This window comes from Streptomyces sp. MAI_2237 (assembly GCF_054189285.1).
This window is the reverse complement of sequence record NZ_JAJPGQ010000005.1, coordinates 540,194-564,621: the sequence shown is the minus strand read 5'-3', so window position 1 is coordinate 564,621 and position 24,428 is coordinate 540,194. Positions and strand designations below refer to the sequence as shown.

Sequence of the window (24,428 nt, the reverse complement as noted above, 5' to 3'; positions counted from 1 at the left end):
GCCGTCATAACAAGCGGTTCCTGGAATCGGGATAGCCTCGTGGCGGAAACGCCCGGCCTGTATTCTTGATCCACTTCGCGGTGCAGGCCATTCACCCGCTCGACGACGACTGTCCGATCCAGCCGTGACGGGAATCGACATTGAACGCGACCCGAACGACGAGTGCGGCGGAGCCGGACGGCTCCGGCAGAACACCCCTGTCGGCGCGCGCCCTGGCCCGGTTCGCCCTGCTCTGCGTGGGCGGCGCCGTCGCGGCCGTGCTGGCCGGAGCCGGCCAGTGGTTGATCCTCCTGCTGGGCCTGGCCGGGCTCGCCCTGGCCGGCGCGGGCCTGTGGTGGGCCCTGGCACACCGCGGACTGGCCCGTCTGTTCGGCGCCCTGCTGGCGATCGGTGCGCCGATCGGCGTCCTCGTGCTGTACGCGGTCTCGGGCCTGTGGGTGGTGGCCGTGGCCGCCGTCGCGGCATGGACCACCGCGGTGGCCTGCGCCAGAAGCGCCCTGCGGCGGCTGCGCTCACCGCACGGCATGCGCCACCGCTCGGCCCGGCCCTTCCGGCGCGCCGTGTTCATCATGAACCCGCGTTCGGGCGGCGGAAAAGTCGGTCAGTTCGGCCTGGTGGAACGGGCCGAGGCGCTGGGCGCCCGGGTGATCCTCCTCGACCTCGACACCGCCCCCGACCCCGCGGCGCTGGCCCGTGAGGCGGTCGCCGAGGGCGCCGACCTGCTCGGCGCGGCGGGCGGCGACGGCACCCAGGCCCTGGTGGCGAGCGTGGCCGCGGAACACGGGCTGCCGTTCGTGGTCGTGGCCGCCGGGACCCGCAACCACTTCGCCATGGACCTCGGCCTGGACCGCGACGATCCGGGGAAGAGCCTGGACGCCCTGACCGACGGGGTGGAGCTCCGCGTCGACCTGGGGGAGGTGGGCGGCCTGCCGTTCGTCAACACGGCCTCGTTCGGTACGTACGCGCAGATCGTGCAGAGCCCGGAGTACCGGGACGCCAAGGCGGCCACGGCGCTCGAGCAGCTGCCGGACCTGCTGACCGGCGACGCGGCGGCCCCGCTGACCGCCCGGACGGACGACGAGGTCGTGGAGGCCCCGCAGGCCGTGCTCGTCAGCAACAACCCCTACGCCCGGGCCGATCCGCTCGGTGTCGGCCGCAGGCCGCGGCTCGACGCCGGCAGTCTCGGAGTGATCGCGGTGCGGGTGGAGAGCGCGGCACGCGCCGCCGAACTCGCCCTGCGCGGTGAGCGGGCCAGCGGCATCACCTCGCTGACGTCCCGCCGGGTCGTGATCGAGTCCGACGACGAACTCATCCCGGTGGCCGTGGACGGAGAGGCGCTCACCCTGCCCTCACCGGTGGTGTGCCGGGTGCGGCCGGGCGCTCTGCGGGTACGTGTGCCCAGGCACCGCCCCGGTGCCCCGTACATCGCACCGTCCGTCGACTGGCGACGGGTGGTGCGCCTCGCCTTCGACCGAACCCCCGACCCACGCGAAAAGGAACCAGGAGCACAGCGATGACCGACTGCCCGCCGCGCGAACAACGAGTGCCGCGAGGCCTGTTGCACGATCTCGCCGCCCTCGACCAGGCGCTCTACGAGGCCGTGACGGTCACCAGCACGCCCACGCTGGACGTCGCCCTGCGGCGGCTGTCCGCGGCGGCCGACCACTCCAAGATCTCGTTCGCGGTCGCCGGAGCCCTGGCCCTGTGGCCGGGCAGCTCGCGCCGCGCCGCCGCCCTCGGGGTCGCGGCGATCGGTGTCGCCTCGGCGACGGCCAACCTGCTCGGCAAGCGTCTGGTACGGCGTCCGCGCCCGCATCGCGCCGAGGACTCGCCGTTCCCCGGACGGCACGTGCCCATGCCGGAGTCCGCATCCTTCCCCTCCGGTCACACGGCCTCGGCGGTCGCCTTCGCCGCCGCCGTGGGCACCGCGTTCCCGGCCGCCACCGTGCCCCTCGGCCTGCTGGCCTGCGCCGTGGGCTACTCGCGCGTGCACACCGGAGTGCACTACCCGGGCGACGTCATCGCCGGCGCCGTGCTCGGAACCGGTGCCGCGTCCGCGGTCCTGACGGCCGCCCGCTGGGACGGGCTCAGCGACATCCGCCCGTCTGCGCTCGCGCCGTTCAAGGCATCCCGGAAATAACCCAGGGGCAAGTTCTGGCCAAAGGTTTAACCGTCACTCACCGCCCGTCGACGCGGCAGTCCTGCGGTATCGCCGTGCCCGCGCGGACCGCAGGCCCTGTCGGGGCCTTCGCGCCATGGCCGTATTTCGCCCCCGCGGACGCTCCGCTTCCGAGTTCCGGGAGATCTTGAAGATTCCGTGTGGGAATCCTGTCTAGGATCTGGAGCCGGTACGGAGAGGATGCACGTGTGAGTGAACAGGCGGGTCCCGGCTGCCCCGAGTGCGGCGAACCCCGGGCGGCGGACGGCACTCCGACCTGCTCCTGCACGCTCCGCGCCGCCGACGTCCGCAGCGAGACGCGCACGGTCGAGGCGGCGGCCGCGGAGGACTTCGACCCGGTGCGCATCCGGCCGTACGTCGAGATCGACGTCGTGGCCGGACCGGCCGACGGGTCCGGCGCCGACGGAACCGCTCAGCACCCCGGCATTCCGGGAGAGTTCGACGACCTGATCACGGCAGATGACGAGCCGACGGAGCCGTTCCCGCCGTCGTCGGGCGACGCGCCCCCGGCCCGTCGCCGACGGTCCCGGGCGCTGCTGGTCACGGGCGTGGGCGCCGCGGCGGCCGTCCTGGTGACGGGCGGAGTCGTCGGAGGCATCTTCTGGTACGACAGCCCCGCGCGGAAGGACTCCGTGGCGGACGGCGTACGGGCGGGCCTGCCGGACCAGCGGCCCTCGGCGAGCGGTCCGGCTTCCGGGAGGCCGTCGGCCACGGCGTCCTCGGCGGGGCCGTCCACGACGCCGAGTTCATCGCCGAGCGCCACCGTGAGCGACGGCCCGGCCACCCCCACCGGGTCGGGCACCCCGAGCGGAACACCCACGGCTACCGCCACCGCCACCGCAGCCCCCGCGCCGACCCGGTCCGGCGGCCGCCCACCCGTCCTCCGCCTCGGCGACAAGGGCCCGGAAGTCGTGGAACTCCAACTGCGGCTGCGGCAGGTCGGCTACTACGACGGCCCCGCCGACGGCACGTTCGACAGCGACGTGGAGAACGCGGTCCGCGGCTACCAGTTCACCCGCGTCATCCTCCAGGACGACCCCGGCGTCTACGGCTCGGCGACCCGGGCCTCACTCGAATCGGAGACCAAGGAGCCGTGACCGCCCCGGCCGGCGACGGCGCCCGCCCCTCGGCTCCGTCGCCCGGGGTGTCGTCCCCGGCTCCGGCCCGGCGCCGCTTCGTACACTGACGCCGTGTCCGGGCGGCAGGAGGTGCTGGTGGGCGGAGCCGGTGGCGAGAGGCGTCCGGCGGGGCTGTTCGTCGGGCTGTGCACGCTGGACGTCATCCAGCTCGTCGATCACGCGCCGGGCCCCAACGAGAAGGTGACGGCCCGTCAACAGGAGGTCGTGGCCGGCGGTCCGGCCACGAACGCGGCCGTGACCTTCCATCATCTCGGCGGCTCCGCCACGCTGCTGACGGCCGTCGGAGCCCATCCGCTGGGGGCCGGTGTCGCGGCGGACCTGCTCCGGCTCGGCGTGACCGTGTCCGACCTGGCGGCCGACTCGTCCGAGCCGCCCGCGGTGTCGTCCGTCCTGGTGACCGCGTCGACCGGGGACCGGGCGGTCGCCTCCACCAACGCCGCCGGCCACCGTCTCGCGCCGCCCGACGACCTCGACGCGCTGCTGGCCGGCAGCGATGTCGTCGAGTTCGACGGCCACCACATGGAACTGGCCGTGGCCACCGCCCGCCGGGCCCGGGAGACCGGCCGCACCACCCTCCTCGACGGCGGCAGTTGGAAGGAGGGCACGCCGGCGCTGCTGTCGTCGATCGACGTGGCCGTCTGCTCGTCCGACTTCCGGCCGCCCGGGGCCGGCACACCGGCGGACACCCTGCGGTTCCTGCGGGAGCACGGCGTCGCCTGGGCGGCGGTCAGCGGGGGAGCGGAGCCCCTCGTGTGGGAAGGCCCCGACGGCGGGGGCACGGTGGACGTGCCCCGGGTCCGTGTCGTGGACACCCTGGGCGCGGGCGACGTCCTGCACGGCGCCCTCGCCCATCACCTCGCGCTGCCGGGCCCGATCACGGCGGAGAGGTTCGTCGAGGCGCTGCGCGCCGCGGCCGCCACGGCCGCGCGGGCCTGCGCGTCCTTCGGCACGCGGGCGTGGCTGCGGGACGGCTGAACGCCGGGCGGCCCGCGCCGGCGAGAGGGAGACCTGCCCCGCCAGGGCGTACGTGACGTGCGGTACCGGGCCACCGAGGGTCAGATGGATGACATGCGAAGATCCATATCCGCTCAGCACGGCCGCGCACGCCGGCGCCTCGTCGCCTCCCTGACCGGCCTCCTCGCCCTCTCGTCCGCCCTGACGGCCACCCCGGCCTCCGCCGAGTCCATACCCGAGCGCGGCACCGCCTACATGGGCATGGGCATCATGGCCCACGACGGATTCGCCGGCGGCCCCGACGGCTCGCCCCCCATGACGCGAGCCGTCCACACCGAGGGTGTCGACGTCTCCAGCCACCAGCGCGAGGTCTCCTGGTCCACCTTGTGGAGCAGCGGCGTCACATGGGCCTACACCAAGGCCACGGAAGGCACGTCCTACCGGAACCCCTACTTCGACCAGCAGTACGGCGGCGCCCACGACACCGGCATGATCCGCGGCGCCTACCACTTCGCCACCCCCGACTCCGGCAGCGGCACCGCACAGGCCGACTACTTCGTCGACCACGGCGGCGGCTGGTCCGGCGGCGGACGCACCCTGCCCGGAGCCCTCGACATCGAGTGGAACCCCTACGGCGACTCCTGCTACGGCAAGTCGAAGAGCGGCATGGTCTCGTGGATCCGGGACTTCCTGAACCGCTACCGCTCCCGCACCGGCCGCGACGCCGTCGTCTACACCTCCACCTCCTGGTGGTCCAGCTGCACCGGCGACTACACCGGCTTCGGATCCAACCCCCTGTGGGTCGCCCGGTACGCCTCGACCGTCGGGGAGCTGCCGGCGGGCTGGTCGTCGTACACGATGTGGCAGTACACCTCGTCGGGGCAGACGGTCGGCGACCACGACAAGTTCAACGGCTCCGCCGACAAGCTGCGGCAGTTCGTCGACGACTGAGCGGCGTCGTGCCGCACGGGTGCCGGGCGGCGGCGCTAGGGTGCCGGTCATGCGCGTGCCCGCACCGGATCCGCCCCCGTCACCCCCTCTCCCGCGCAGGGCCTGTGAACTCGGGCTGGGGGTGGGCGGCTTGCCCGTCGGGCCGCACAACGCGCTCACGGACGTGCCCGGCGTCCGTGTCGGCCACACGACGCTGGAGCAGCCGCCGCGCGTGCACAGCGGCGTGACCGCGATCGTGCCCGACGGTGTCGGCCCGGGCAGCCCGCTACCGGCCGGCGTGTTCGCGGGCAACGGCTACGGCAAGCTGCTCGGCACCACGCAGATCGTCGAACTCGGCGCCCTGGAGACGCCGATCCTGCTCACCTCGACCCTCTCCGCCTTCCGGGTCGCCGACGCGCTGGTCGGCTGGATGCTGCGACGGCCCGAAGGGGCGGCGGTCCGCAGCCTGAACCCGGTGGTGGGGGAGTGCAACGACGGTCTGCTGTCCGATGTCCGCTCCCGCCCGGTGCGCGAGGAACATGTCCGTGCCGCGCTCGACACCGCCGCCGACGGGCCGGTCGCCGAGGGATGCGTCGGCGCGGGCACCGGCACGGTCGCCCTCGGCTTCAAGGCCGGCATCGGCACCTCCTCCCGCCAGGTGCCGCTCGCCGGCCGACGCGCCACCCTCGGCGTCCTGGTGCAGGCGAACTTCGACGGGACGCTGCGCGTCGCAGGCCGCCCCGTCACCCCCGCCGACGTCGGCCTCCCGGCCCCGCAACCCGGCCCGGCGCAGGGCTCCTGCATGATCGTCGCGGCGACCGACGCGCCCCTGGACGCACGCCAGTTGACCCGGCTCGCCCGGCGGGCGGTGTACGCCCTGGCCAGGGTCGGCGCCGCGTACGGCCACGGCAGCGGCGACTACGGCCTCGCGTTCGGCACCCGTCCGCCGGGCATGCCGGCCGGCCCCGCCGCCGTACCGGACGACGGTCTCGACCCCCTGTTCACCGCGGTGCTCGACGCGGTGGAGGAGGCCGTCCTGAACTCACTGCTGACCGCCAGGACGACGACGGGCCCGTGTGGAGACATCCGCCATCCCCTGCCCGCGGCGGCGCTGCTCGATCTGTTGCGGCGATGACCGCCGCGGACCCGTCGGTTACGCGCGAGGCCGTTCGAAGGTGAGGAGCAGGCCCTCGACGGCCCCGGGGCCGATGCGGCCCTTGACGTCGGCGGAGGTGATGGCCTTCAGCTGCCAGCCGTCCTCCGCCTGCTTGTTGAGCGTCTTCTCCAGCTTGTCGCTGTCCAGCGCGTCGCCGATGAGCGACTCCCGGAAGGTGACGACCTTGTACTCGTACGCCTGACTCATGGCTGCAACGTCCTTCTGTCTCTCCGGAACCGCGGATCGGTCGCGGTGACGGGGCCAAGCCAATCACGGTGGGACGCGGGCCTGCGCCGCGGGTGCCGGCCATGACGGGGCGATGCGGGGGCAGTCGTACGCACATGAAGGCGACGACGACAAGGCGGGTCCTGTCCCTGGCCCTCACGCTGACCGTGCTCCCGGCCGCCGCGGCGTGCGGCGGCCACGGAGACGCCGCGTCCCCCGCTCTCGCGACGGCGCAGCCTCCCGCCACGGGCGTACCGGGCGGCCGTCTCGTGGTGACCACCGACAACGGGCTACGGCTGCGCCCCACCGACGGCCACCGGGTCACCGTCGACGACCGCGTCCACGCCGAGTGGTCCCACCGGGGCCGCACCTGGACCCTGGACCTGTCGTGCCGCGACGGGAAGGGGACCGCCGACGGCTCGTGTCCGCGCATGCCCGCTGTGCGGGTGCCGGACGGCCTGAGCGTCACCGTCAGCGCCCGCAACGCCGGCATCGACGCCGCGGGCGTCGCCGCCGCACTGGACCTGACGACCGTCGACGGCGACATGACGGTGACCCGTTCAGGACGCGCGGACGCGCCCGTGCGGCTGGCCACCCGCAACGGCTCCGTACGTGTGACGGGTCTCGACGCCGCACGCGTACGGGCTGCGACCACCAACGGGGACGTGGTCCTCGCCTGCGCCACGGCACCGTCGAGCGTGACGGCGACGACCACCAACGGCTCGGTCGACGTCACTGTCCCCCACGACGCTCCCGCCTACCGGGTCACGGCGGACACCGACAACGGCCGCGCCACCACGAACGTCCCGGCCAGCAAGGGGAACCGGGGCCCCGACATGACCCTGACCACGGTCAACGGGGACGTCGAGGCCCGCCTCGGCTGAACCGGCGCGGCCGGCTGCAACTGCCGCCTTGCCACGGCCACTTCGCGCCTAGACGGCCCGCGCGATCAGCAGGGCGACATCGTCGTGGTCGTCGGGGTGGCGCAGGCCGTAGAGCAGGAGGTCGCAGGTCTCCTCCAGGGGGCGCTGGGGCTCGTCGAGGAAGCCCAGCAGCACGTCGAGCCGGTCGTCGATGGGGTGCTGCCGGGTCTCGACGAGTCCGTCCGTGTAGAGCACCAGCAGGTCACCGGGGTCGAGCCGGACGGTGGTGGCCTCGAAGGGGACGCCGCCGACGCCGAGCGGCGCGCCGGAGGGCAGGTCGAGGAGTTCCGGGGAGCGGCCGGGGTGGGCGATCGCGGGTGGCATGTGCCCGGCGTTGGCGAGGTGGCACAGCCGCGTGCGGGGGTCGTAGACGGCGTAGAGACAGGTGACGATGTAGTGCTCCAGATCGCAGGTGATCTTGTCGAGGTGCTGGAGTACGTCGGCGGGGGCGAGATCGAGGTCGGCGTAGGCGCAGGTGGCGGTGCGCAGCCGGCCCATGGTGGCGGCCGCGTCGATGCCGTTGCCCATGACGTCCCCGACGACCAGGGCGGTCTTGTCGTCGCTCAGCGGAATGACGTCGTACCAGTCGCCGCCGACCTCACTGGTGGCCTGCGCGGGCTGGTAGCGGGAGGCGAGCTCCAGGCCCGAGTGCTCCGGCGGATGGTCGGGCAGGAGGCTGCGCTGCAGGGTGAGGGCGGTGTTGCGCACGCTCTGGAACCAGCGGGCGTTGTCGATGGCCACGGCCGCGCGTCCGGCCAGTTCGGTGGCGAGGACGACGTCGTCCTCGTCGAAGGGGATCGGATTGCTGGTGCGCTTGAGGTCGAGCGCACCGATCACCTCGCCATGGGCGATCAGCGGCACCGCGAGGTACGAGTGGACTCCGGCGCGCGCCAGGAGCGACCCGGCCTCCGCGTCCCGGGCGATGCGCGGCAAATCCTGGGCGTCGACGTGCCGCACCAGCACCGGGCGGCCGGAGTGCACGCACAGCGTGACCAGCCGGTCCCCGTCGTAGGCGGCGAGTCCGCCCGGGGGGTCGGCCGCGCGCAGCGCCTCGGACGGATGGGCCGCCTTCAGCGCGAGGGCGCGGAAGAGCTCGGGGCCGTCGTCGGGCACGCGTGAGCGGCGGCAGGCCAGCGCGGAGTCGAGGATGTCCACGGCGACCACGTCGGCGAGCTGGGGCACCGTGATCTCGGCCAGTTCCCGGGCCGTCTCCTCCACCTCCAGTGTGGTGCCGACGCGCACGGAGGCGTCGGCGATCAGCGCGAGCCGCCGCCGGGCCCGGTCGGCCTCGGCCGCCGCACGGTGCCGTTCGGTGACGTCGACGACCGACATGGCCGCGCCCAGGACCCGCCCGCCGGGGTCCTCCAGCCGGTAGAAGGACAGCGACCAGGCGCGGTCGTCCTCAGCGTCCACCGAGAGACGGCCCACGTGGTACTGGTCGAGCATCGGTATCCCGGTGGTCAGCACCCGGCGCAGCGCCGACTCGATGGTGTCGATGTCGGGCAGCGGCAGGGTCTCCCGCAGCCCGCGGCCGACATGGTCCTCGGCGGACATGCCGTCGATGCGCGCCAGCGCCGGGTTGACCAGGACGTGCCGCAGATCGGGGTCGAGCAGGGCGAGACCGATCGGCGACTGGGCGATCAGCTTCTCGCACAGCGCCAGATCGGTCTCCACACGCTGGAGCAGGTTGTGGTCGGCGGCGATGCCCAGGGCGTAGAGGTCCCCGAGATCGTCCTGGAGCCGCATGTTGCGGAACTCCATCAGCCGGGTGCTGCCGTCCTTGTGCCGGATGGGGAAGGCGCCCGCCCAGCTCCGGCCCGTCTCCAGGACCTCCGTGAACAGTCTGACCACGGCCTTCAGGTGCTGGGGGTGGATGAACAGCCGGGCCGCGTACTTCCCGAGCGCCTCCTGTGCGCTGTAGCCGAAGAGTTCCTCGGCCTGCGGAGTCCAGAACACGATCCGTCCGTCGGCGTCGACGACCGTCGCGGCCACGCTCAGGACGTCCAGCAGCCGGGTGGGTGGGGGCGTGTCGATGCCGTACGCATCCCCCTCCGGCGGGAACGATTCGGCTGTCATCCGGACACCACCTCCACCGACCGCGGAATCAGGCGCTGCTTTCCGGCCACGCCGAAACTCCCGGATGCCGACCAACGGCACTTCCATGCTGCCTCCGGTCCGCGGACGGCGAAACCGCGGCCCGTCCCGGCCGCCGCCGACCGCTCCGCCCGGCACCCCGCCCACGCCCGTCATTCCACCCGCCTCACCTGCTGCGGGACCTGGGCTCGCGCGGCCTCGGCCTCCTCGATCCGCGCGAGCAGCTTCGCGATCCTGGCCCGCTTCGCCGCGATCCCGCGAGTGATCAGCCGCAGATGGGTCGTCGACTCGGGCACGGCCGCCTCGAATTCCGCCAACCTCCGCCGCTCTAGGGAGAGTTCGGTCCTCAGCCGGGCGACGCGGTCCGGGGGAGGGGGCGGGCGCACGCCGTTGAAGATCACGTTGTACTTGGGGCGCTCGGTCCACATCGCCTCGCGTTCTGCGGCCTCCGCGTCCTCCGGGTAGTCGATCCGTATCCCGACCACGAGCGATCTCCACGGCTGTTCCCGCAGATGCGTGCGTACCCGGGTGAGCGGGGCCACGGAGATCCCGACGTACAGCAGGCCCTCCAGGCCGTACAGCCGGTACAGCGCCGTCCGGCCGCCCGCGTGCAGGCTGCCCTCCTCGTCGAACAGGCCGCGCAGGAACTGCGCATCGACGTCGGCCATGACGCGGCCCTCCTCGGCTCTACGCGCACGGTGCCGGTCCCCTCACGCTCTCACGGAGGTCTGACAGCGGCCGTCGCGCGGCGGAACCGTCGGGGCCAGGGGGTGCGCTGAGCGCTGATCGGCGGGGGCGCCGCCGCGGTCGTCGTCGTAGGCGGTGACGCCGTCCTCCTCGTGCGCCGCCGGCGGCGCACGAGGCATGAAGCCTCTCGCGGGGCGCGTTCTCGCCGCCACGGCGCCGGCCGCCCTGCTCGTGGGCTGCAGCGACGGTGGGCGGAACTCCGCATCCGCGGCGGGGCGATCGGTCCGGGTCGGTCTGTGGATTCCCGCCGTACGGGGCGACCCCCGGCGCTGCGGCCGGGCCCGGCCGCAGACGGCGCCGTGCGGGCGACTGCGCAGACGCCCGGGATCTTGACGCCCGAGCGGGGTAGACGGAAAGGGACCGAGGGAGGAGAACAGTGACGACGTACGTCATCTCGGTGCCGGGGACCTTCACCGGCGACGCCGGGCAGCAGACACAGGACGAACTCGCCCGGGCCCTGCGCCCGGCGGACCCGCACCACACGCACATGGGCAACGAGGAGGATCTCGACGTCCTCACCGTCAACGACGACGGCACCTTCACCGTCCGCGTCACCGTCGACGCGCCCAGCGGCCCGGAGGCGGAACGGGAGGCCCGCCGCTATGCGGAGGCGGCGCTGGACTCCGTCGGGCTCGACGAGGGCAGCGCGCCGCTCGGACCGGCGGTGATCACGGGCATCGACTCCGGCGACTGAGCCCCGCGCGGGACGGCCGGCGTCACAGCCGGCGGCGGCGAGGGTCCAAAAAGCCGAACGGGACGTCGAGCGAGTCCTGTCCGGCAAGACATCGGGAACGCAGTCGGGGGTACCCCCAAGTCGGAGGTTGATGATGTTCGAGGCAAGCGACATCCGTGAATGGCGTGGCCACGACGTGGTCGACCCGAACGGACACAAGATCGGTGTCCTGGAGGCGATCTACGTGGACACCGCGACGGACCAGCCCTTCTTCGCGACGGTGACCGTGGGGCTGCCCACGCGCCGGCGCCTGGCCTTCGCGCCGCTGCCCGGCGCGACCGTGGGTCCGGGCTATCTGAAGATCGTCCATCTCAAGGACGTGGTGAAGAAGGCCCCGACCATCGACACCGACGGTGAGCTGCCGGCCTCGGACGAGCCCGACATCTTCGCGCACTACGAACTCGACTACGTGCCGGGAAGCGGCGGCGAGCGCCGCCTCGCCCGCCGCTGACGCCAGTGAACCACCGAAGCCACAGGGAGCGCCGATGAGCCTCTTTCTCTTCCTCGTCCTCGTGGCCCTCGTGCTGGGCATCATCGGATTCGCCGCACACGGCCTGTTCTACCTGCTGATCATCGGCGTGGTCGTACTGCTGGCCGATCTCGTCTACGTCGCCGTGCGCTTCCGCCGTGGAGGCAGGAGGCACCGCATCGCGCGCTGATCACCGCGCGAGGCGGACGGCTCTTCGTCCCGGTGCCGGGACCGGCGACGGTCCCGGCATCGACGAGGGCTGCTCGGGACCGAGTGCCTGCGCGGTGTCTGTACGTGTTGCGGGTCATGGGATAGCGTCGCCCTGCCCCAGCGTATTGAATCGTTTCAATGCGCGGTCCGGGGCAGCAGCCGCTTTCCAGGACGAGGTGCCATGACATCGATCAGCACGTCGGAGAACGCCGAACCGCCCGCCCCGCGCCGCCGCACCGTCATCGCGGCGGGCGCCGGGGCCGCAGCCCTGATCATCGGTCCGCCGGGTACGGCACCCGCCGCCGCGGCCCCCGGCGCGGACGCCGCCGTCAGAGCCCCGCGCCCGGGGACCGGCTGGCAGCGCTACGTCCACGGGCCCGCATCCCGCACCGTGCGGCCCGAACGGATCCTCGACCCCACCGGCGACGTACGCCACCCGGACGCACTGCTGAAACCCGGCGGCGCCGGCACCGTGCTGCACCGCCCGCAGCCCGCCCCCGCGCCCCGCTGGCCGGCGGGTACCACGGCCGAGGCGTCGACCACGCACGCCGGAAACAACGGCAACGACGGGCGACCGCGCACCTACGACGCCACCAACGCCGTCGACGGAGATCCCGACACCTTCTGGAACGACGACACCCCGGGCGCCTACCCCGACGTCCTGACCATCTCCCTGCCCGAGGCCCGGCAGCTGTCCGGGATCACGGTGATCTCCAACAGTGACGGGGTGCCCACCGCCTTCACGGTCGAGGTGGGGGCGGACGGCATCTGGACGACCGCCGCCACGGTCTCCGACAACGATGTCATCCAGCGGGCGGTGCCCTTCCGCGCCGCGGTCCTGGCGAGCCGGGTACGCATCACCGTGACCGCCGTCCAGGACACTCCTCACGGGGCGTTCACCAGGATCAACGAGGTGTGGCCGGAGCCCGTCGAACCACCGGCCCCGCCGCCCGCCGTCACGGTCGACTTCGGCAAGGTCGTCGTCGGGTACCCGCGCATCCGCTTCACCTCCGCCTCCGACAACGCGCCGGGGGTACGCCTCGCGTTCTCCGAGACCCTGCGCTTCCTCACCGACCGCTCCGACTTCACCCGCTCCGACCAGTCCGGCGGCGCGGGCCGGGGAACCGACCAGTTCGCCGTCCCGCCGCAGGGCGCCGACTGGACCGACCACAAGGGCTTCCAGGCGGGCGACAAGGTCTACGCCGACGGCCTGCACGGCTTCCGCTACCTGCGGATCAGCCTCGACGCCCTGCCGTCCGACGCCCCGGCGGCGCAGCCCTGGGGGACGGTCGAGATCGACTCCGTCAGCCTGGACTTCACCGCCTACCGGGGCACGCCCGCGACCTACCGCGGTTGGTTCCTCTGCTCCGACGACGACCTCAACCGCTACTGGTACGGCGCCGCGTACACCAACGAGCTCGTCACCGACACCTTCCGCCAGGACGACGTCGACCCGCGGGGCGCCTGGAGCGCCTCGCTCGAAGGCAGGCTCGTCCTGCACGACGGGGCGAAACGCGACCGCGACCCCTACGTCGGTGATCTGGCCGTGTCGGCACGGACGTTGTACCTCACCCACGACGACGCGGCGGCCGCCGCCCGCAACGTCCTCGCCGATCTGGCCCACCACCAGCGCGCCGACGGCTGGATACCCCCCGCGTCCATCTCCGGCTACACCCTCCCCCTGTTCGACTACCCCCTGTGGTGGGTCACCTGCAGCTGGGACTACGTGCTGTACACCGGCGACCGGGCCTACGCGGCGCGCTACCACCCGAACCTGGTGAAGGTGCTGGACACCTGGTACCCGAGCGTCACCGACGAGGGCCGGGCTGCTCAGCAAGGGGCTCAACGGCACCGGCGGATACGGCGACTACGCCTTCCTGAACCGCACCGGCCGGGTCACCTACTACAACGTCCTGTACATCCAGGCCCTCAGGGACGCCGCCCGACTCGCCCGGCTGTTGGGCCACGCGTCCGACGCGGCCCGCTGGACCCAGCGGGCCGAGGCGGTCACGGGCGCGATCAACACGCATCTGTGGGACGCCGACGCGGGCGCCTACCTCGACTCCGCCACCGGTCCGGTACGCCACGCCCAGGACGGCAACGCCCTCGCCGTCACCGCGGGCGTAGCCGACGCCGGGCGCGCGGCGGCGGCCCTCGCCCATCTCGACGCCACGACACGACTGCCGTACGGCAACGCGTTCATGGACAACGACACCCTCTTCGACGGCGCCGCCCAGCGCGTGTACGCCTTCACGTCGTACCCGGAGATCGTGGCCCGCTTCCTCACCGGGCGCACGGACTCCGCGCTGGACCAGATCCGGCGCACCTACGGGTGGACGGACGGGCACGATCCCGGCACCACGCACTGGGAGGGCGTCGGCCCCGGGGGGTCCCTGTACGAGGACGCCTACACCAGCATGGCGCACGGCTGGTCCACCGGTGTCCTGCCGGCCCTGACCCACCAGTTGCTGGGGGCGGTCCCGACCTCACCGGGATACGCCACCTGGCAGGTGCGTCCGCATCCGGGCGACGTGGCCTGGGCGCAGGGCCAACTGCCCACTCCCCACGGCGCTTTGCGGGTCGCCTGGGAGAACTCCGGACGGACCTTCCACGTCGTACTCGACGTCCCCACGGGGACGCGGGGCACGCTGGTCCTGCCGGGGGAGGGCCGACGGCTGACCGTGCGGTCCGGCGGCCGCACCCTGTGGGACGGGCGCCACGCCGTATCCGACGGGGTCGGTGTCATCGACGCGAGTGTCACGATCCGTGGAATGGGCCCGGGGACACACGAGTTCACCGCCCACCGCGACAGCTGACCGCTTTCTCGGCTCGGCCGCTCAGGAGGTGTGCGCAGCCGGCCCGTCCGTCTCGCGGCAGCCGATCCGCGACCACGGCAGCCGACGGGGCAGGTACCAGGTCCGTTCGCCCAGCAGCGACAGCACCGACGGCAGCAGCACGCCCCGTACGACGGTCGCGTCGAGCAGGATGGCCACGCCGAGCCCGACGCCCATCTGCTTGAAGTCCTGCATGGACAGGGTGGCCAGTACGGCGAACACCGCCACCATGATGACCGCCGCGCTGGTCACCACGCCGGCCGTGCTGCGGATGCCGTGGGTGACCGCCTGCCGGGTCGGCAGCCCGGAGTCGTGCGCCTCGCGGATCCGCGACACCACGAACACGTGGTAGTCGCCCCACATCGGCGGGGGCAGCCGGGCCAAGGAGGTGGCCGAGTCAAGTGCCCACTCCCTAGGATGGGTTGCCTGGCGCGCCGGGCCCTCGGCGCGCGACGTGCGGCTGGGGGAGACGATGGAGTCCGGGAAGCGGCTGTCCACCAAGATCGATGCCACGGTTCCGACGGCCGCGCGCATGTACGACCACTACCTGGGCGGCAAGGACAACTACGCGGTGGACCGGGCCGCCTGCGAGGAACTGGACAAGGTGGTGCCCAGCACACGAGCGCTGGCCCTGAACAACCGGCGTTTCCTGCAGCGGGTGGTCGCGGTGCTGGCCAAGGAGTACGGCATCCGGCAGTTCCTGGACCACGGATCAGGTCTGCCCACCCAGGACAACGTGCACCAGGTGGCGCAGCGGATCGATCCCGAGTCGCGGGTGGTGTACGTCGACAACGATCCGATGGTCCTGGTGCACGGCCGCGCCCTGCTGGACCAGAACGACCGCACCGCCGTCATCCAGGCCGACCTGCGCGACACCGAGGAGATCTTCTCCCACCCGGACACCGAGCGGCTGATCGACTTCTCGCAGCCGGTGGCGGTGCTGTTCAACTCGGTGTTCCACTGCATCCCGGACAGCGAGACCGAAGGGCCCGTCGCGGTGGTGCGCCGGGTGCGCGAGCGGCTCGCGCCGGGCAGCTGCCTGCTGATGTGTCAGCTGGTCAGCGAGGACGCGGAGGTCCGGAAGTTCGTCACGGACTTCATGGACCAGGCGACGCAGGGCCACTGGGGCCGGGTGCGCCAGGAGAAGGACGTCGCGGAGTGGTTCGAGGGTCTGGAGATCCTCGAACCGGGACTGGTGGAGGTCTCCACCTGGCGGCCCGACAACGACGTGGCCCCGCGCCAGGCCACCCAGGAGTGGATCGAGTTCGGCGGAGTGGGCCGGATGCCGTAGCCGTCACCGGACCGTGGCTCACACGACGCCGCAGCGCTGCGGGCAGGATCACCTGATGCCGTGGCGCTGCGGAGCGGATCACGTGACGCCGCAGCGCCGTGGGCCTCGGCTCACCCGAGGCGGTAGCGCTGTTCGGCCGTCTCGCGCAGGCGGGCCAGGGACTGGCGGGGGTCGAGGGCGTCGTCGGCCAGTTGGTCGAGCGTCACCCGGTACTGCTCCGTCTCGTCGCGGTCCTCCAGGAACGTGGCGCTCTTGATGTGCTCCAGGTAGACGACGTCCGGCAGGTCGAGTCCGCCGAAGCGCAGATAGGTGACGGGGATGGCCGGCGCGGAGGCGTTGGTCACGTCCAGCGGGACGATCTGCAGCGTCACGTGCGGAAGTCGGGCCATCTCGATCAGGTGCTCAAGCTGCCCGCGCATGATGTCCCGGCTGCCCAGGACGCGCAGCAGCACGGACTCGTCGACGACGGCCCACAGCTGTGGCGGGTCCGCACGCTGCAGCAACTCCGCGCGCTTCATGCGCAGTTCGACGCGCCGATCCACCTCGCGGGTCGGTGCCGACGGCAGCCCGCGCTGCACCACGGCACGGGTGTAGGCCGGGGTCTGCAGCAGTCCGGGAACGTACTGGATCTCGAAGGTACGGATGGAGTCGGCCGCTTCCTGCAGGCCGACGAGCCGGTCGAACCACTCGGGCATCAGACGCTTGTCGAAGCGCTGCCACCACCCCGGTTCCCCGGCGCGCCGCAGCAGTTGCAGCAGCACCGAGGTCTCGTACTCCTCGGTCTTGTACAAATCCAGCAGAGCGCGCACATCGACCTCGGTGGGTGGCCTGCGTCCCTTGCCCGCCTCGATGCGCGACAGCTTCGCCGGGCTGAACCCCACGGAGCGGGCGGCCTGTTCCTGCGAGAGCCCGGCGTCCTCTCGGAAGCCCGCCAACTGCACGCCGACCAGCATCTTCAGCAGAGTCGGCGCGGGCTCGGTGCGGTCCAGGTACGGTTCGAGGCGGGAGACGCGGGGTGACTCCGAGGGCATCCTGACTCCCAGTGGGCAGTGGGCAACAGCATGCATTATCGCATCTGTACGCCTCCTGCCGTAGGCGTCGGCCGAAGAGATTGCGTCCGTGCCGTCACAGCAGGTGGTCGAACTCGCCGTCCCGGACGCCCGCGAGGAACGCGGCCACCTCGGCCGGCGTGTAGATCAGCGCGGGCCCGTGCGGATCACGGGAGTTGCGCAGCGCCACGCCGCCCTCGGCCAGCGCCGCGACCTCGACACAGTTGCCCTCGGCGTTGCTGTGCCGGCTCTTGAGCCAGCGGACGTCCAGTGAGCTGGCTCGCACCCCGTTCGGAATCGAAGACACCGCTCTCTCCTCGCATGTGTCGCGCCACGCGGTCGCCACCGCTTTCGAGGCGGCCCTGTCCCAAGTGGCGCTGGCTGGCTGGAACTGCGCGCAATTTCTCGTGAAATTGCACGGAGTCGCTCTCAGGGTGGATACTAACCACGACGCCGACCTTCATGCCTGCCCCGTCCTGACGTCACTTCAGGAGATGCCGTGTCGCTCCCCGCGCACCCAGCACCCTGGTCCGGTCCCACCGCGTTCCCGGTGGGACGGGCCGCAGTCACCGGTACCACCCGGCCCGCCGCACCCAGGACGGTCCAGCTCTGCCTCTCCGGTGATCTCACCGGATGTGGCCAGGCCCGCGCGTTCACCCAACGCGCGCTCGTCGACTGGGGGTTGGACCGGTGTCTCGACGACGCCCTGATGGTCGTCTCCGAACTGACGGCGAACGCCATGCTGCACGCCCGTACCTGTGAACCGGGCGACGAAAGAGGGTCCGACGTGCGCCTGAGGCTCACGCGTCGGCGGGCTCACCTGGTGTGCGCTGTCACCGACCGGAGCGACGCCGTCCCGGTCAGCCCGCACACCCCGGACTCCTTCCAGGAGCACGGCCGCGGCCTGTTCCTGGTCGAGGCGCTCGCCCAGCACTGGGGCTGGACCCGCTACACCCCGGTCGGCAAGACGGTCTGGGCCATCCTGCCCACAGAGGCGCTCGCCTGACATGACGTCACAAGCCGGTGTCCTCGGCGGTCAGCGCCCGGTGGGGGAGGAGGGACTCCCCGTAGCGCTCCGGGACGTCGGCCTCATCTCCTGGCGCGACATCGAGGACGCCTCGGGATCCGCCGCGGCCATCCCCTTCTTACTCGCCGCCGTCGCCTCGGGCGACGAACCCGCCGCCCGCAACGCGCTGGAGCGGCTGCAACACCGCATCTGCCAGTACGGATTCGTCGTCGGGCAGGCGACCGCCGTCACCGTTCCCTTCCTGTGGGACCTCGCGCAGCGCCCGCAGACCGCCTGCCGGGCGCAGATCCTGCGGCTGCTGCGCAACATCGCCGCCGCCCGGCAGTGGGAGACCATCGCCGCCGCCTATCCGAAGCTCCGCCGTCTCCATGGCGACCACGTCGAATGGGAGAGCGCGGCCCGCAGCGCGGTGAGGGCCCAGCGCGGCGTGATTCCGGGTCTGCTGGCCGAGCCGGACGCCGAACTCGTCCACGCCACCAGGGAACTCGCCGCGACCCTGGCCGACTGAGACCCGCCAGGATCTCAGCCGACGCGGGCCACGCCCGCGTAGATGCCGCTGTCCTCCGCCTCCGTGGCCGCGGTCGAGAGCCCCCACTCGGTGGCGGTGACCAGGCCGGGTGACACGAGCTCCAGACCGTCGAAGAAGCGCTCCACCTCCGGACGCGTGCGGAAGCCGAGCCGGATGCCGCCCTTCGCGTACTCGGCCGTGACGCGTGCGGCGAGTTCCGGAAAGAGGTCCGACGCGGCGTGCGTCAGCACCAGATGGCTGCCCGGCGGGAGCGTGGCCACCAGATTGCGGACGATGCCGTGGGCGTCCTGCTCGTCGGTGATGAAGTGCATCAGCGCGATGAGCGACAACGCGATGGGCCGGTCGAAGTCGAGGACGTGCCGTGCGTGTTCGACGATGCCTTCCGGATGCCGAACGTCGGCCTCGATGTAGTCGGTGACCCCTTCGGGGTGGCTGATCAGCAGCGCCTCGGCATGGCGCAGCACGATCGGGTCGTTGTCGGCGTAGACGACCTTCGCCGCCGGCACGATCTTCTGCACGATCTGATGGAGGTTCGGCTCGGTGGGGATCCCCGTGCCGATGTCCAGGAACTGGTCGATGCCCCGCGCGGCGAGCCACGCGGCCGCCCGGTGCATGAACTCCCGGTTCTGCCGGGCCGCGTCCCGTGCCTGGGGAGGCAGTTGCTCCCCGACGGCTTCGTCGACCGGGTAGTTGTCCTTGCCGCCGAGCAGCCAGTCGTAGACCCGTGCGGGATGCGGCCGGCCGGTGTCGATCCGGGCGGAGGACTGTGGGCCGGTCGTCATGGCAGCTCCAGCGCGGCGGGTGTCAGAAGGGGGCCGAACACTCGATCATCGTACTCGCGTGCCAACTCGCCCCGACCACAAGGGAGTCGGGCCTCCGAAGGACCGACGTCAGGCCCTTTGCAGAGCCGATGAGGAGCACGCCCGGAACTGAAGAAGATTTTGCCTGTGGCCGATTCCCGTGGGGACCGCTCCGGCGACACCGGCGTCCCCGGGTTTTGCGTCTGCCAAGTGGGTCCGAAAACAAGGGGGTCGGCGCCTGGGTGACGTTACAGCCGTGTTGACCACCCCGAGCACACGGGGCACGCTCGAAATGCATGGCAGTTACAACTTATTTGTCCGTGAGCCGTCGTAGCGCGAGCAAAACCCCACGTGGCAGGGCGGCCCGGGCGGGCCCGGAGCGGGAGGCACCACATGTGCGGCATCACCGGCTGGATCTCCTTCGACCGCGAACTGAGCACACAGACAGCCGCATTGGATGCGATGACGCACACGATGGCCTGCCGGGGACCGGACGACCGCGGCACCTGGATCCAGGGCCACGCGGCCCTCGGGCACCGCAGGCTGGCGATCATCGACCTTCCCGGCGGCAGGCAGCCCATGAGCGTGGACACCCCGCACGGGACCGTGGCGCTCGTCTATTCCGGGGAGACGTACAACTTCACCGAGCTGCGCCGTGAACTCACCGGCCGCGGCCACCGTCTCACCACCCAGTCCGACACCGAAGTGGTCCTGCACGGCTACCTCGAATGGGGCGAGGACATCGCGGAACGGCTCAACGGGATGTACGCGTTCGCCGTCTGGGACGGCCGCCGGGACAAGCTGGTGATGATCCGCGACCGCATGGGCATCAAGCCCTTCTACTACTACCCGACGCCCGACGGAGTGCTGTTCGGCTCCGAACCCAAGGCGATCCTCGCCCACCCGCTGGCCACCGCCCGCGTCACCGCGGACGGCGTGCGGGAGCTGTTCACCATGGTCAAGACGCCGGGGCACGCCGTCTGGGACGGCATGGCGGAGGTTGAACCCGGCACCGTCGTCACCGTCGACTGGGCGGGGATCGACCGCCGCGCTTACTGGCAGCTGGAGACCAGGCCGCACACGGACGACCGCCACACCACCATCGCCACCGTCCGCTCCCTCCTCGACGACATCGTGCGCCGCCAACTCGTCGCCGACGTGCCTCGCTGCACCCTGCTCTCCGGCGGCCTCGACTCCTCCGCCATGACCGCGATCGCCGCCCGCCGGCTCGGCGAGCAGGGCGAGAAGGTGCGCAGCTTCGCCGTCGACTTCGTCGGCCAGGCCGACCACTTCGTCGCCGACGACCTGCGCGGCACCCCCGACACACCGTTCGTCCACGACGTGGCCCGCACCGCCCACACCGAACACCAGGACATCGTCCTCGACGCGCAGACCCTCGCCGACCCCGACGTCCGCGCCAAGGTCGTCCGGGCCCGCGACCTGCCCGCCGGGCTCGGCGACATGGACGCCTCGCTGTACCTGCTGTTCCGGGCCATCCGGGACCAGTCGACGGTCGCCCTGTCCGGCGAGTCCGCCGACGAGGTCTTCGGCGGCTACCAGCAGTTCTTCGACGAAGAGGCCCGCGCCGCCGCCACCTTCCCCTGGCTGGTGCGCTTCGGCCGCCACTTCGGCGAGGACGCCGAGATCCTGCGCCCCGGCCTTCTCGACACCCTCGACCTCGACGGGTACATCGCGGACGGCTACCGCACCGCCGTCTCCGGCATCGTCCGCCTCGACGGGGAGAGCGACTTCGAGTACCGCATGCGGCAGATCTGCCACCTGCACCTCACCCGGTTCGTCCGCATCCTGCTCGACCGCAAGGACCGCGCCAGCATGGCCGTCGGACTGGAGGTCCGCGTCCCGTTCTGCGACCACCGGCTCGTCGAGTACGTCTACAACACCCCCTGGGCGCTGAAGTCCTTCGACGGCAGGGAAAAGAGCCTGCTGCGCGAGGCGACCGCCGACCTGCTGCCGAAGTCCGTGTACGACAGGGTCAAGAGCCCCTACCCCTCCACCCAGGACCCCAAGTACGCCGTCGCGCTCCAGGATCAGGCCAAGGACCTGTTGTCCCGGACCACCCACCCGGTCTTCGACCTCGTCGACCGCGACCGTCTGCACCGCGTCGCACACCGGGAGACGGCGGTGAGTTCGCAGGCCGGGCGACGCGGCCTGGAACGCGCACTCGACCTGGCGCTGTGGCTGGACCTGTACCGCCCCGAGATCACGCTCGACTGACTCCTCGCTCCCCGCATACGGGGGGCGTGCGCTGATTGGGGGCCGGTGCCCGGCAACTCGCGGACGGCTCTTTCGCGTGATGGCAGGAAAGAGGCCGGGCACCGGAGGAGGCGGGCGTGCAGTTCATCGAGGTGACCGGGCTGGCCGGGGTGCGCTCGGCCGTGATCCGGTTCACGCGGCCGGGGACGGACCTGGCCTTCGTGCTCTTCCCCATGGTCCATCTGGCGGAGGCGGCCTTCTACCGGGAAGTGGCGGCACGGCTGCGCCGCACCTGCCACCTGGTCGTGGCGGAGGGTGTCGGGGAGGGCTCGCCCGGCGCCGACGCCTTGGTCGCCTCCTACCGCCGGCTGGACGGTCACGAACGCCTGGGCCTGGTGGTGCAGGACCTGGACTTCGACGCGCTCGGGCTGCCGGTGGTGTGCCCGGACATGAGCGCCGCTCGGTTCCAGGAGGGGTACGCGCGTCTGCCGTGGAGGGAACGCGCGCTGGTGGCCACCCTCGTCCCCGCCTTCACCACGGGGATGCGCCTGCTGGGCACCCGCCGCTGGCTCGCCCGGCATCTCGAGCTGGAAGACCTGATGAGCGAGGGGGAGGAGGCCGCGGCGGACTTCTGGCCGGGCCTGGACGACCTGGTGCTGCGACGCCGCGACCGGCTGCTGACCCAGGCCCTGACCGGCCTCGACGGGGCCTACGCGGGCCGCACCGGAGCCTTCTCCATCGCCGTCGTCTACGGCGCCGGACACATGCGTGCCGTCGCCGAGGCCCTGGTCGACCTCGGCTACCACGCCGCGGACGCCGAGTGGATCACGGTGTTCACCCTGGATCCGCCGGAAACGTCACGGCCTTGAGCAGGCCGGGAACGGTGCCCGCTCGGATACCCCTGCTTGAGGCGGCGTCGCCGGGTTACCCGGCAGCCATGGCGAAGCTGCATCTTCCGGGACGTAAAGACCAGGACCACCGCGACGACCACCCGGACTCCCGGGTGCCTTCGCCGCAGGAGGCAGGACCGGACGGGGAGGTCGAACGGGCCGCCCCCGACACCCCGGCCAAAATGCCGAAGGGCGCCTGGGGCGCCGTGTTCAAGGGCAGCCTGAAGGAGTTCAAGGACGACGAGCTCACGGACCGGGCGGCGGCGCTGACCTACTACGGGGTGCTGTCCCTGTTCCCGGCTCTGCTGGTGCTGGTGTCCCTGCTGGGCATCACCGGCAAGTCCGCCACGGACAAGGTGCTGTCCAACCTCAAGACACTGGCCCCCGGCTCGGCGCGCGACATCATCACCCGCGCGGTGGAACAGCTGCAGAACAACTCCGGGGTCGGCTCGGTGATGGCCCTGGTCGGTATCGTGCTGGCGATCTGGTCGGCGTCCGGCTACGTGGCCGCCTTCATCCGCGCGGCGAACGCCGTGTACGACATGCCGGAGGGCCGGCCGGTGTGGAAGGTGCTGCCGGTACGGGTCGGGGTGACGGTCGTGCTCATGGTGCTGGCCGTGATCAGCGCGCTGATCGTGGTCTTCACCGGTGGGCTGGCCCGCCAGGCCGGGCAGACACTCGGCATCGGTGACACCGCGCTGACGGTGTGGGCGATCGCCAAGTGGCCCGTCCTCGTCCTACTGGTGACCGTGATGATCGCGCTGCTGTACTGGGCGACCCCCAACGCCAAGGTCAAGGGCTTCCGGTGGATCACCCCGGGCAGTCTGCTCGCCCTGCTGATCTGGCTGGCCGCCTCCGCCGGGTTCGCGTTCTACGTCGCCAACTTCGCCTCGTACAACAAGACCTACGGCACCATGGCGGGCGTCATCGTCTTCCTCGTCTGGCTGTGGATCAGCAACCTCGCGATTCTCCTGGGCCTGGAGTTCGACGCCGAGACCGTACGGCAGCGGGCCATCGCCGGCGGCCTCCCGCCCGAGCGCGAGCCCTACACCCAGCCTCGCGACACCCGCACCTGGGACGAGGAGGACGTCCGCCGCCTGGAGACCGAATGACGGTCCACGACATCGGTCGGAATGATGACGGATGACCGGCAAAGCGCGACAAACGGAGATCCGCACGAGAGGCTGCGGCTGAAGCGGTCCTTCCCCGGGAGGGACCGCGGTCCCCTGCTCGAGGAGTCACCGTGAACGCGACCGACGACAGCTACCGCTTCGACGACCTCACCGCCCTGTTCATCAACTGCACACTCAAGCCGTCACCCCAGCGGAGCCACACCCAGGGCCTGATCGACAAGAGCCGGGCGATCATGACGGCGCGGGGGTGCGGACGGACGTGATCCGCGCCGTCGACCACGACCTCGCCCCCGGTGTCTACCCGGACATGACCGAACACGGCTTCGCGACGGACGAGTGGCCGGCGCTGTACGAGAAGGTCATGGCCGCCGACATCCTGGTGATCGCCGGACCGATCTGGCTGGGCGACAACAGTTCGGTCACCAAGCAGGTCGTCGAACGCCTCTACAGCTGCTCGGGCCTGCTCAACTCCGAGGGCCAGTACGCCTACTACGGCCGCGTCGGCGGCTGCCTGATCACCGGCAACGAAGACGGCGTGAAGCACTGCGCGATGAACATCCTCTACAGCCTCCAGCACCTGGGCTACACCATCCCGCCGCAGGCCGACGCCGGCTGGATCGGGCCGGCGGGGCCGGGACCCTCGTATCTGGACCCCGGGTCGGGCGGACCGGAGAACGACTTCACCAACCGCAACACGACCTTCATGACCTGGAACCTCATGCACCTGGCCGCGCTGCTCAAGCGCGCCAAGGGCATCCCGGCCCACGGCAACCAGCGCTCGGAGTGGGACGCGGGCTGCCGCTTCGACGCCCCCAACCCCGACTACCGCTGAGGTCTGTGCGCCCCCGTGGGGCGTCCGGTCCGGGGGAGCGGCGGTGACAGGTGAGTCGGCCGTGACGTCG

24 protein-coding genes and 4 pseudogenes are annotated in these 24,428 nt (G+C 71.8%); 20 read left to right on the top strand and 8 right to left on the bottom strand.

Going from position 1 to position 24,428, the window contains the following annotated elements:
- Positions 1-140: 140 nt before the first annotated feature.
- From LN251_RS30900 to LN251_RS30875, 6 genes are all read left to right on the top strand, one after another.
- A complete protein-coding gene (locus LN251_RS30900; RefSeq protein ID WP_458247453.1) occupies positions 141-1,517 on the top strand; it encodes a diacylglycerol/lipid kinase family protein in 1,377 nt (458 codons plus the stop codon).
- Positions 1,514-2,140 (top strand): phosphatase PAP2 family protein, encoded by a 627-nt coding sequence (locus LN251_RS30895; protein WP_458247452.1) that lies wholly within the window; start codon positions 1,514-1,516, stop codon positions 2,138-2,140. The genes LN251_RS30900 and LN251_RS30895 overlap by 4 nt, the downstream gene beginning before the upstream one ends.
- 227 nt (positions 2,141-2,367) lie before the next feature.
- On the top strand, positions 2,368-3,276 hold the full coding sequence (locus LN251_RS30890) for a peptidoglycan-binding domain-containing protein (RefSeq protein WP_458247451.1): 909 nt from the start codon (positions 2,368-2,370) through the stop codon (positions 3,274-3,276).
- 93 nt (positions 3,277-3,369) lie between these two features.
- Positions 3,370-4,293: a PfkB family carbohydrate kinase gene (locus LN251_RS30885; protein WP_458247450.1), complete on the top strand. Its 924-nt coding sequence runs from the start codon at positions 3,370-3,372 to the stop codon at positions 4,291-4,293.
- Between the two features lie 93 nt (positions 4,294-4,386).
- Entirely contained in the window at positions 4,387-5,223 is an 837-nt protein-coding gene (locus tag LN251_RS30880) for a lysozyme (RefSeq protein ID WP_458247449.1), read from the top strand.
- Positions 5,224-5,272: 49 nt separating this feature from the next.
- Positions 5,273-6,337, top strand: a complete 1,065-nt coding sequence (locus LN251_RS30875; RefSeq protein ID WP_458247448.1) for a P1 family peptidase — start codon at positions 5,273-5,275, stop codon at positions 6,335-6,337.
- Positions 6,338-6,355: 18 nt separating this feature from the next.
- On the opposite strand, the gene LN251_RS30870 is transcribed toward LN251_RS30875, so the two are convergent.
- Positions 6,356-6,565, bottom strand: a complete 210-nt coding sequence (locus LN251_RS30870) for a DUF4177 domain-containing protein (protein ID WP_200699863.1) — start codon at positions 6,563-6,565, stop codon at positions 6,356-6,358.
- 134 nt (positions 6,566-6,699) lie between these two features.
- Here LN251_RS30870 and LN251_RS30865 point away from each other — a divergent pair, with 134 nt between their 5' ends.
- The gene (locus LN251_RS30865) at positions 6,700-7,467 is read left to right on the top strand and encodes a DUF4097 family beta strand repeat-containing protein (RefSeq protein WP_458247447.1); all 768 of its coding nucleotides are present in this window, start codon (positions 6,700-6,702) and stop codon (positions 7,465-7,467) included.
- Positions 7,468-7,515: 48 nt separating this feature from the next.
- Here LN251_RS30865 and LN251_RS30860 read toward each other — a convergent pair whose 3' ends face one another.
- Both LN251_RS30860 and LN251_RS30855 read right to left on the bottom strand, forming a co-directional pair.
- Entirely contained in the window at positions 7,516-9,582 is a 2,067-nt protein-coding gene (locus LN251_RS30860) for a SpoIIE family protein phosphatase (protein ID WP_458247446.1), read from the bottom strand.
- 170 nt (positions 9,583-9,752) lie between these two features.
- Positions 9,753-10,268 (bottom strand): GIY-YIG nuclease family protein, encoded by a 516-nt coding sequence (locus LN251_RS30855; protein ID WP_458247445.1) that lies wholly within the window; start codon positions 10,266-10,268, stop codon positions 9,753-9,755.
- 455 nt (positions 10,269-10,723) lie between these two features.
- Here LN251_RS30855 and LN251_RS30850 point away from each other — a divergent pair, with 455 nt between their 5' ends.
- The 3 genes from LN251_RS30850 (at position 10,724) to LN251_RS30840 (ending at position 11,739) form a co-directional block, all read left to right on the top strand.
- A complete protein-coding gene (locus LN251_RS30850; protein ID WP_458247444.1) occupies positions 10,724-11,041 on the top strand; it encodes a hypothetical protein in 318 nt (105 codons plus the stop codon).
- 133 nt (positions 11,042-11,174) lie between these two features.
- The gene (locus LN251_RS30845; RefSeq protein WP_458248200.1) at positions 11,175-11,531 is read left to right on the top strand and encodes a PRC-barrel domain-containing protein; all 357 of its coding nucleotides are present in this window, start codon (positions 11,175-11,177) and stop codon (positions 11,529-11,531) included.
- Positions 11,532-11,565: 34 nt separating this feature from the next.
- Positions 11,566-11,739: a hypothetical protein gene (locus LN251_RS30840; protein ID WP_458247443.1), complete on the top strand. Its 174-nt coding sequence runs from the start codon at positions 11,566-11,568 to the stop codon at positions 11,737-11,739.
- Between the two features lie 155 nt (positions 11,740-11,894).
- On the opposite strand, the gene LN251_RS30835 is transcribed toward LN251_RS30840, so the two are convergent.
- Complete coding sequence (locus tag LN251_RS30835; protein ID WP_458247442.1) at positions 11,895-12,035, bottom strand: hypothetical protein; 141 nt, start codon at positions 12,033-12,035, stop codon at positions 11,895-11,897.
- 115 nt (positions 12,036-12,150) lie between these two features.
- On the opposite strand from LN251_RS30835, the pseudogene LN251_RS30830 reads away from it, so the two are divergent.
- From LN251_RS30830 to LN251_RS30820, 3 genes and pseudogenes are all read left to right on the top strand, one after another.
- Positions 12,151-12,606, top strand: a pseudogene (locus tag LN251_RS30830) (discoidin domain-containing protein); the annotation flags it as partial.
- 699 nt (positions 12,607-13,305) lie between these two features.
- Positions 13,306-13,503, top strand: a pseudogene (locus tag LN251_RS30825) (hypothetical protein); the annotation flags it as partial.
- Positions 13,504-13,585: 82 nt separating this feature from the next.
- Positions 13,586-14,575 carry an alpha-L-rhamnosidase C-terminal domain-containing protein gene (locus LN251_RS30820; RefSeq protein WP_458248199.1) on the top strand — a complete coding sequence of 330 codons (990 nt, stop codon included), beginning with the start codon at positions 13,586-13,588 and terminating at the stop codon, positions 14,573-14,575.
- A 21-nt stretch (positions 14,576-14,596) separates the two neighbouring features.
- On the opposite strand, the pseudogene LN251_RS30815 reads toward LN251_RS30820, so the two are convergent.
- Positions 14,597-14,947: pseudogene (locus LN251_RS30815) on the bottom strand (MMPL family transporter); the annotation flags it as partial.
- Between the two features lie 118 nt (positions 14,948-15,065).
- Between LN251_RS30815 and LN251_RS30810 the strand changes: the two are divergent.
- Positions 15,066-15,884: an SAM-dependent methyltransferase gene (locus LN251_RS30810; protein WP_458247441.1), complete on the top strand. Its 819-nt coding sequence runs from the start codon at positions 15,066-15,068 to the stop codon at positions 15,882-15,884.
- Between the two features lie 110 nt (positions 15,885-15,994).
- Here LN251_RS30810 and LN251_RS30805 read toward each other — a convergent pair whose 3' ends face one another.
- Complete coding sequence (locus LN251_RS30805) at positions 15,995-16,915, bottom strand: helix-turn-helix domain-containing protein (RefSeq protein ID WP_458247440.1); 921 nt, start codon at positions 16,913-16,915, stop codon at positions 15,995-15,997.
- A 94-nt stretch (positions 16,916-17,009) separates the two neighbouring features.
- The gene (locus LN251_RS30800) at positions 17,010-17,231 is read right to left on the bottom strand and encodes a DUF397 domain-containing protein (protein ID WP_458248198.1); all 222 of its coding nucleotides are present in this window, start codon (positions 17,229-17,231) and stop codon (positions 17,010-17,012) included.
- Between the two features lie 252 nt (positions 17,232-17,483).
- On the opposite strand from LN251_RS30800, the gene LN251_RS30795 reads away from it, so the two are divergent.
- Together LN251_RS30795 and LN251_RS30790 are read left to right on the top strand one after the other, a co-directional pair.
- Positions 17,484-17,939, top strand: a complete 456-nt coding sequence (locus LN251_RS30795) for an ATP-binding protein (RefSeq protein ID WP_458247439.1) — start codon at positions 17,484-17,486, stop codon at positions 17,937-17,939.
- Between the two features lies 1 nt (position 17,940).
- Entirely contained in the window at positions 17,941-18,468 is a 528-nt protein-coding gene (locus tag LN251_RS30790) for a hypothetical protein (RefSeq protein WP_458247438.1), read from the top strand.
- Between the two features lie 14 nt (positions 18,469-18,482).
- On the opposite strand, the gene LN251_RS30785 is transcribed toward LN251_RS30790, so the two are convergent.
- Positions 18,483-19,271: an SAM-dependent methyltransferase gene (locus tag LN251_RS30785; protein WP_458247437.1), complete on the bottom strand. Its 789-nt coding sequence runs from the start codon at positions 19,269-19,271 to the stop codon at positions 18,483-18,485.
- 411 nt (positions 19,272-19,682) lie between these two features.
- Here LN251_RS30785 and asnB point away from each other — a divergent pair, with 411 nt between their 5' ends.
- From asnB to LN251_RS30765, 4 genes and pseudogenes are all read left to right on the top strand, one after another.
- Complete coding sequence (asnB, locus tag LN251_RS30780; protein WP_458247436.1) at positions 19,683-21,524, top strand: asparagine synthase (glutamine-hydrolyzing); 1,842 nt, start codon at positions 19,683-19,685, stop codon at positions 21,522-21,524.
- Positions 21,525-21,640: 116 nt separating this feature from the next.
- Positions 21,641-22,372 (top strand): hypothetical protein, encoded by a 732-nt coding sequence (locus LN251_RS30775; protein ID WP_458247435.1) that lies wholly within the window; start codon positions 21,641-21,643, stop codon positions 22,370-22,372.
- A 68-nt stretch (positions 22,373-22,440) separates the two neighbouring features.
- Positions 22,441-23,505 carry a YihY/virulence factor BrkB family protein gene (locus LN251_RS30770; protein WP_249837842.1) on the top strand — a complete coding sequence of 355 codons (1,065 nt, stop codon included), beginning with the start codon at positions 22,441-22,443 and terminating at the stop codon, positions 23,503-23,505.
- 131 nt (positions 23,506-23,636) lie between these two features.
- A pseudogene (locus tag LN251_RS30765) lies at positions 23,637-24,358 on the top strand (flavodoxin family protein).
- Positions 24,359-24,428 lie beyond the last annotated feature (70 nt).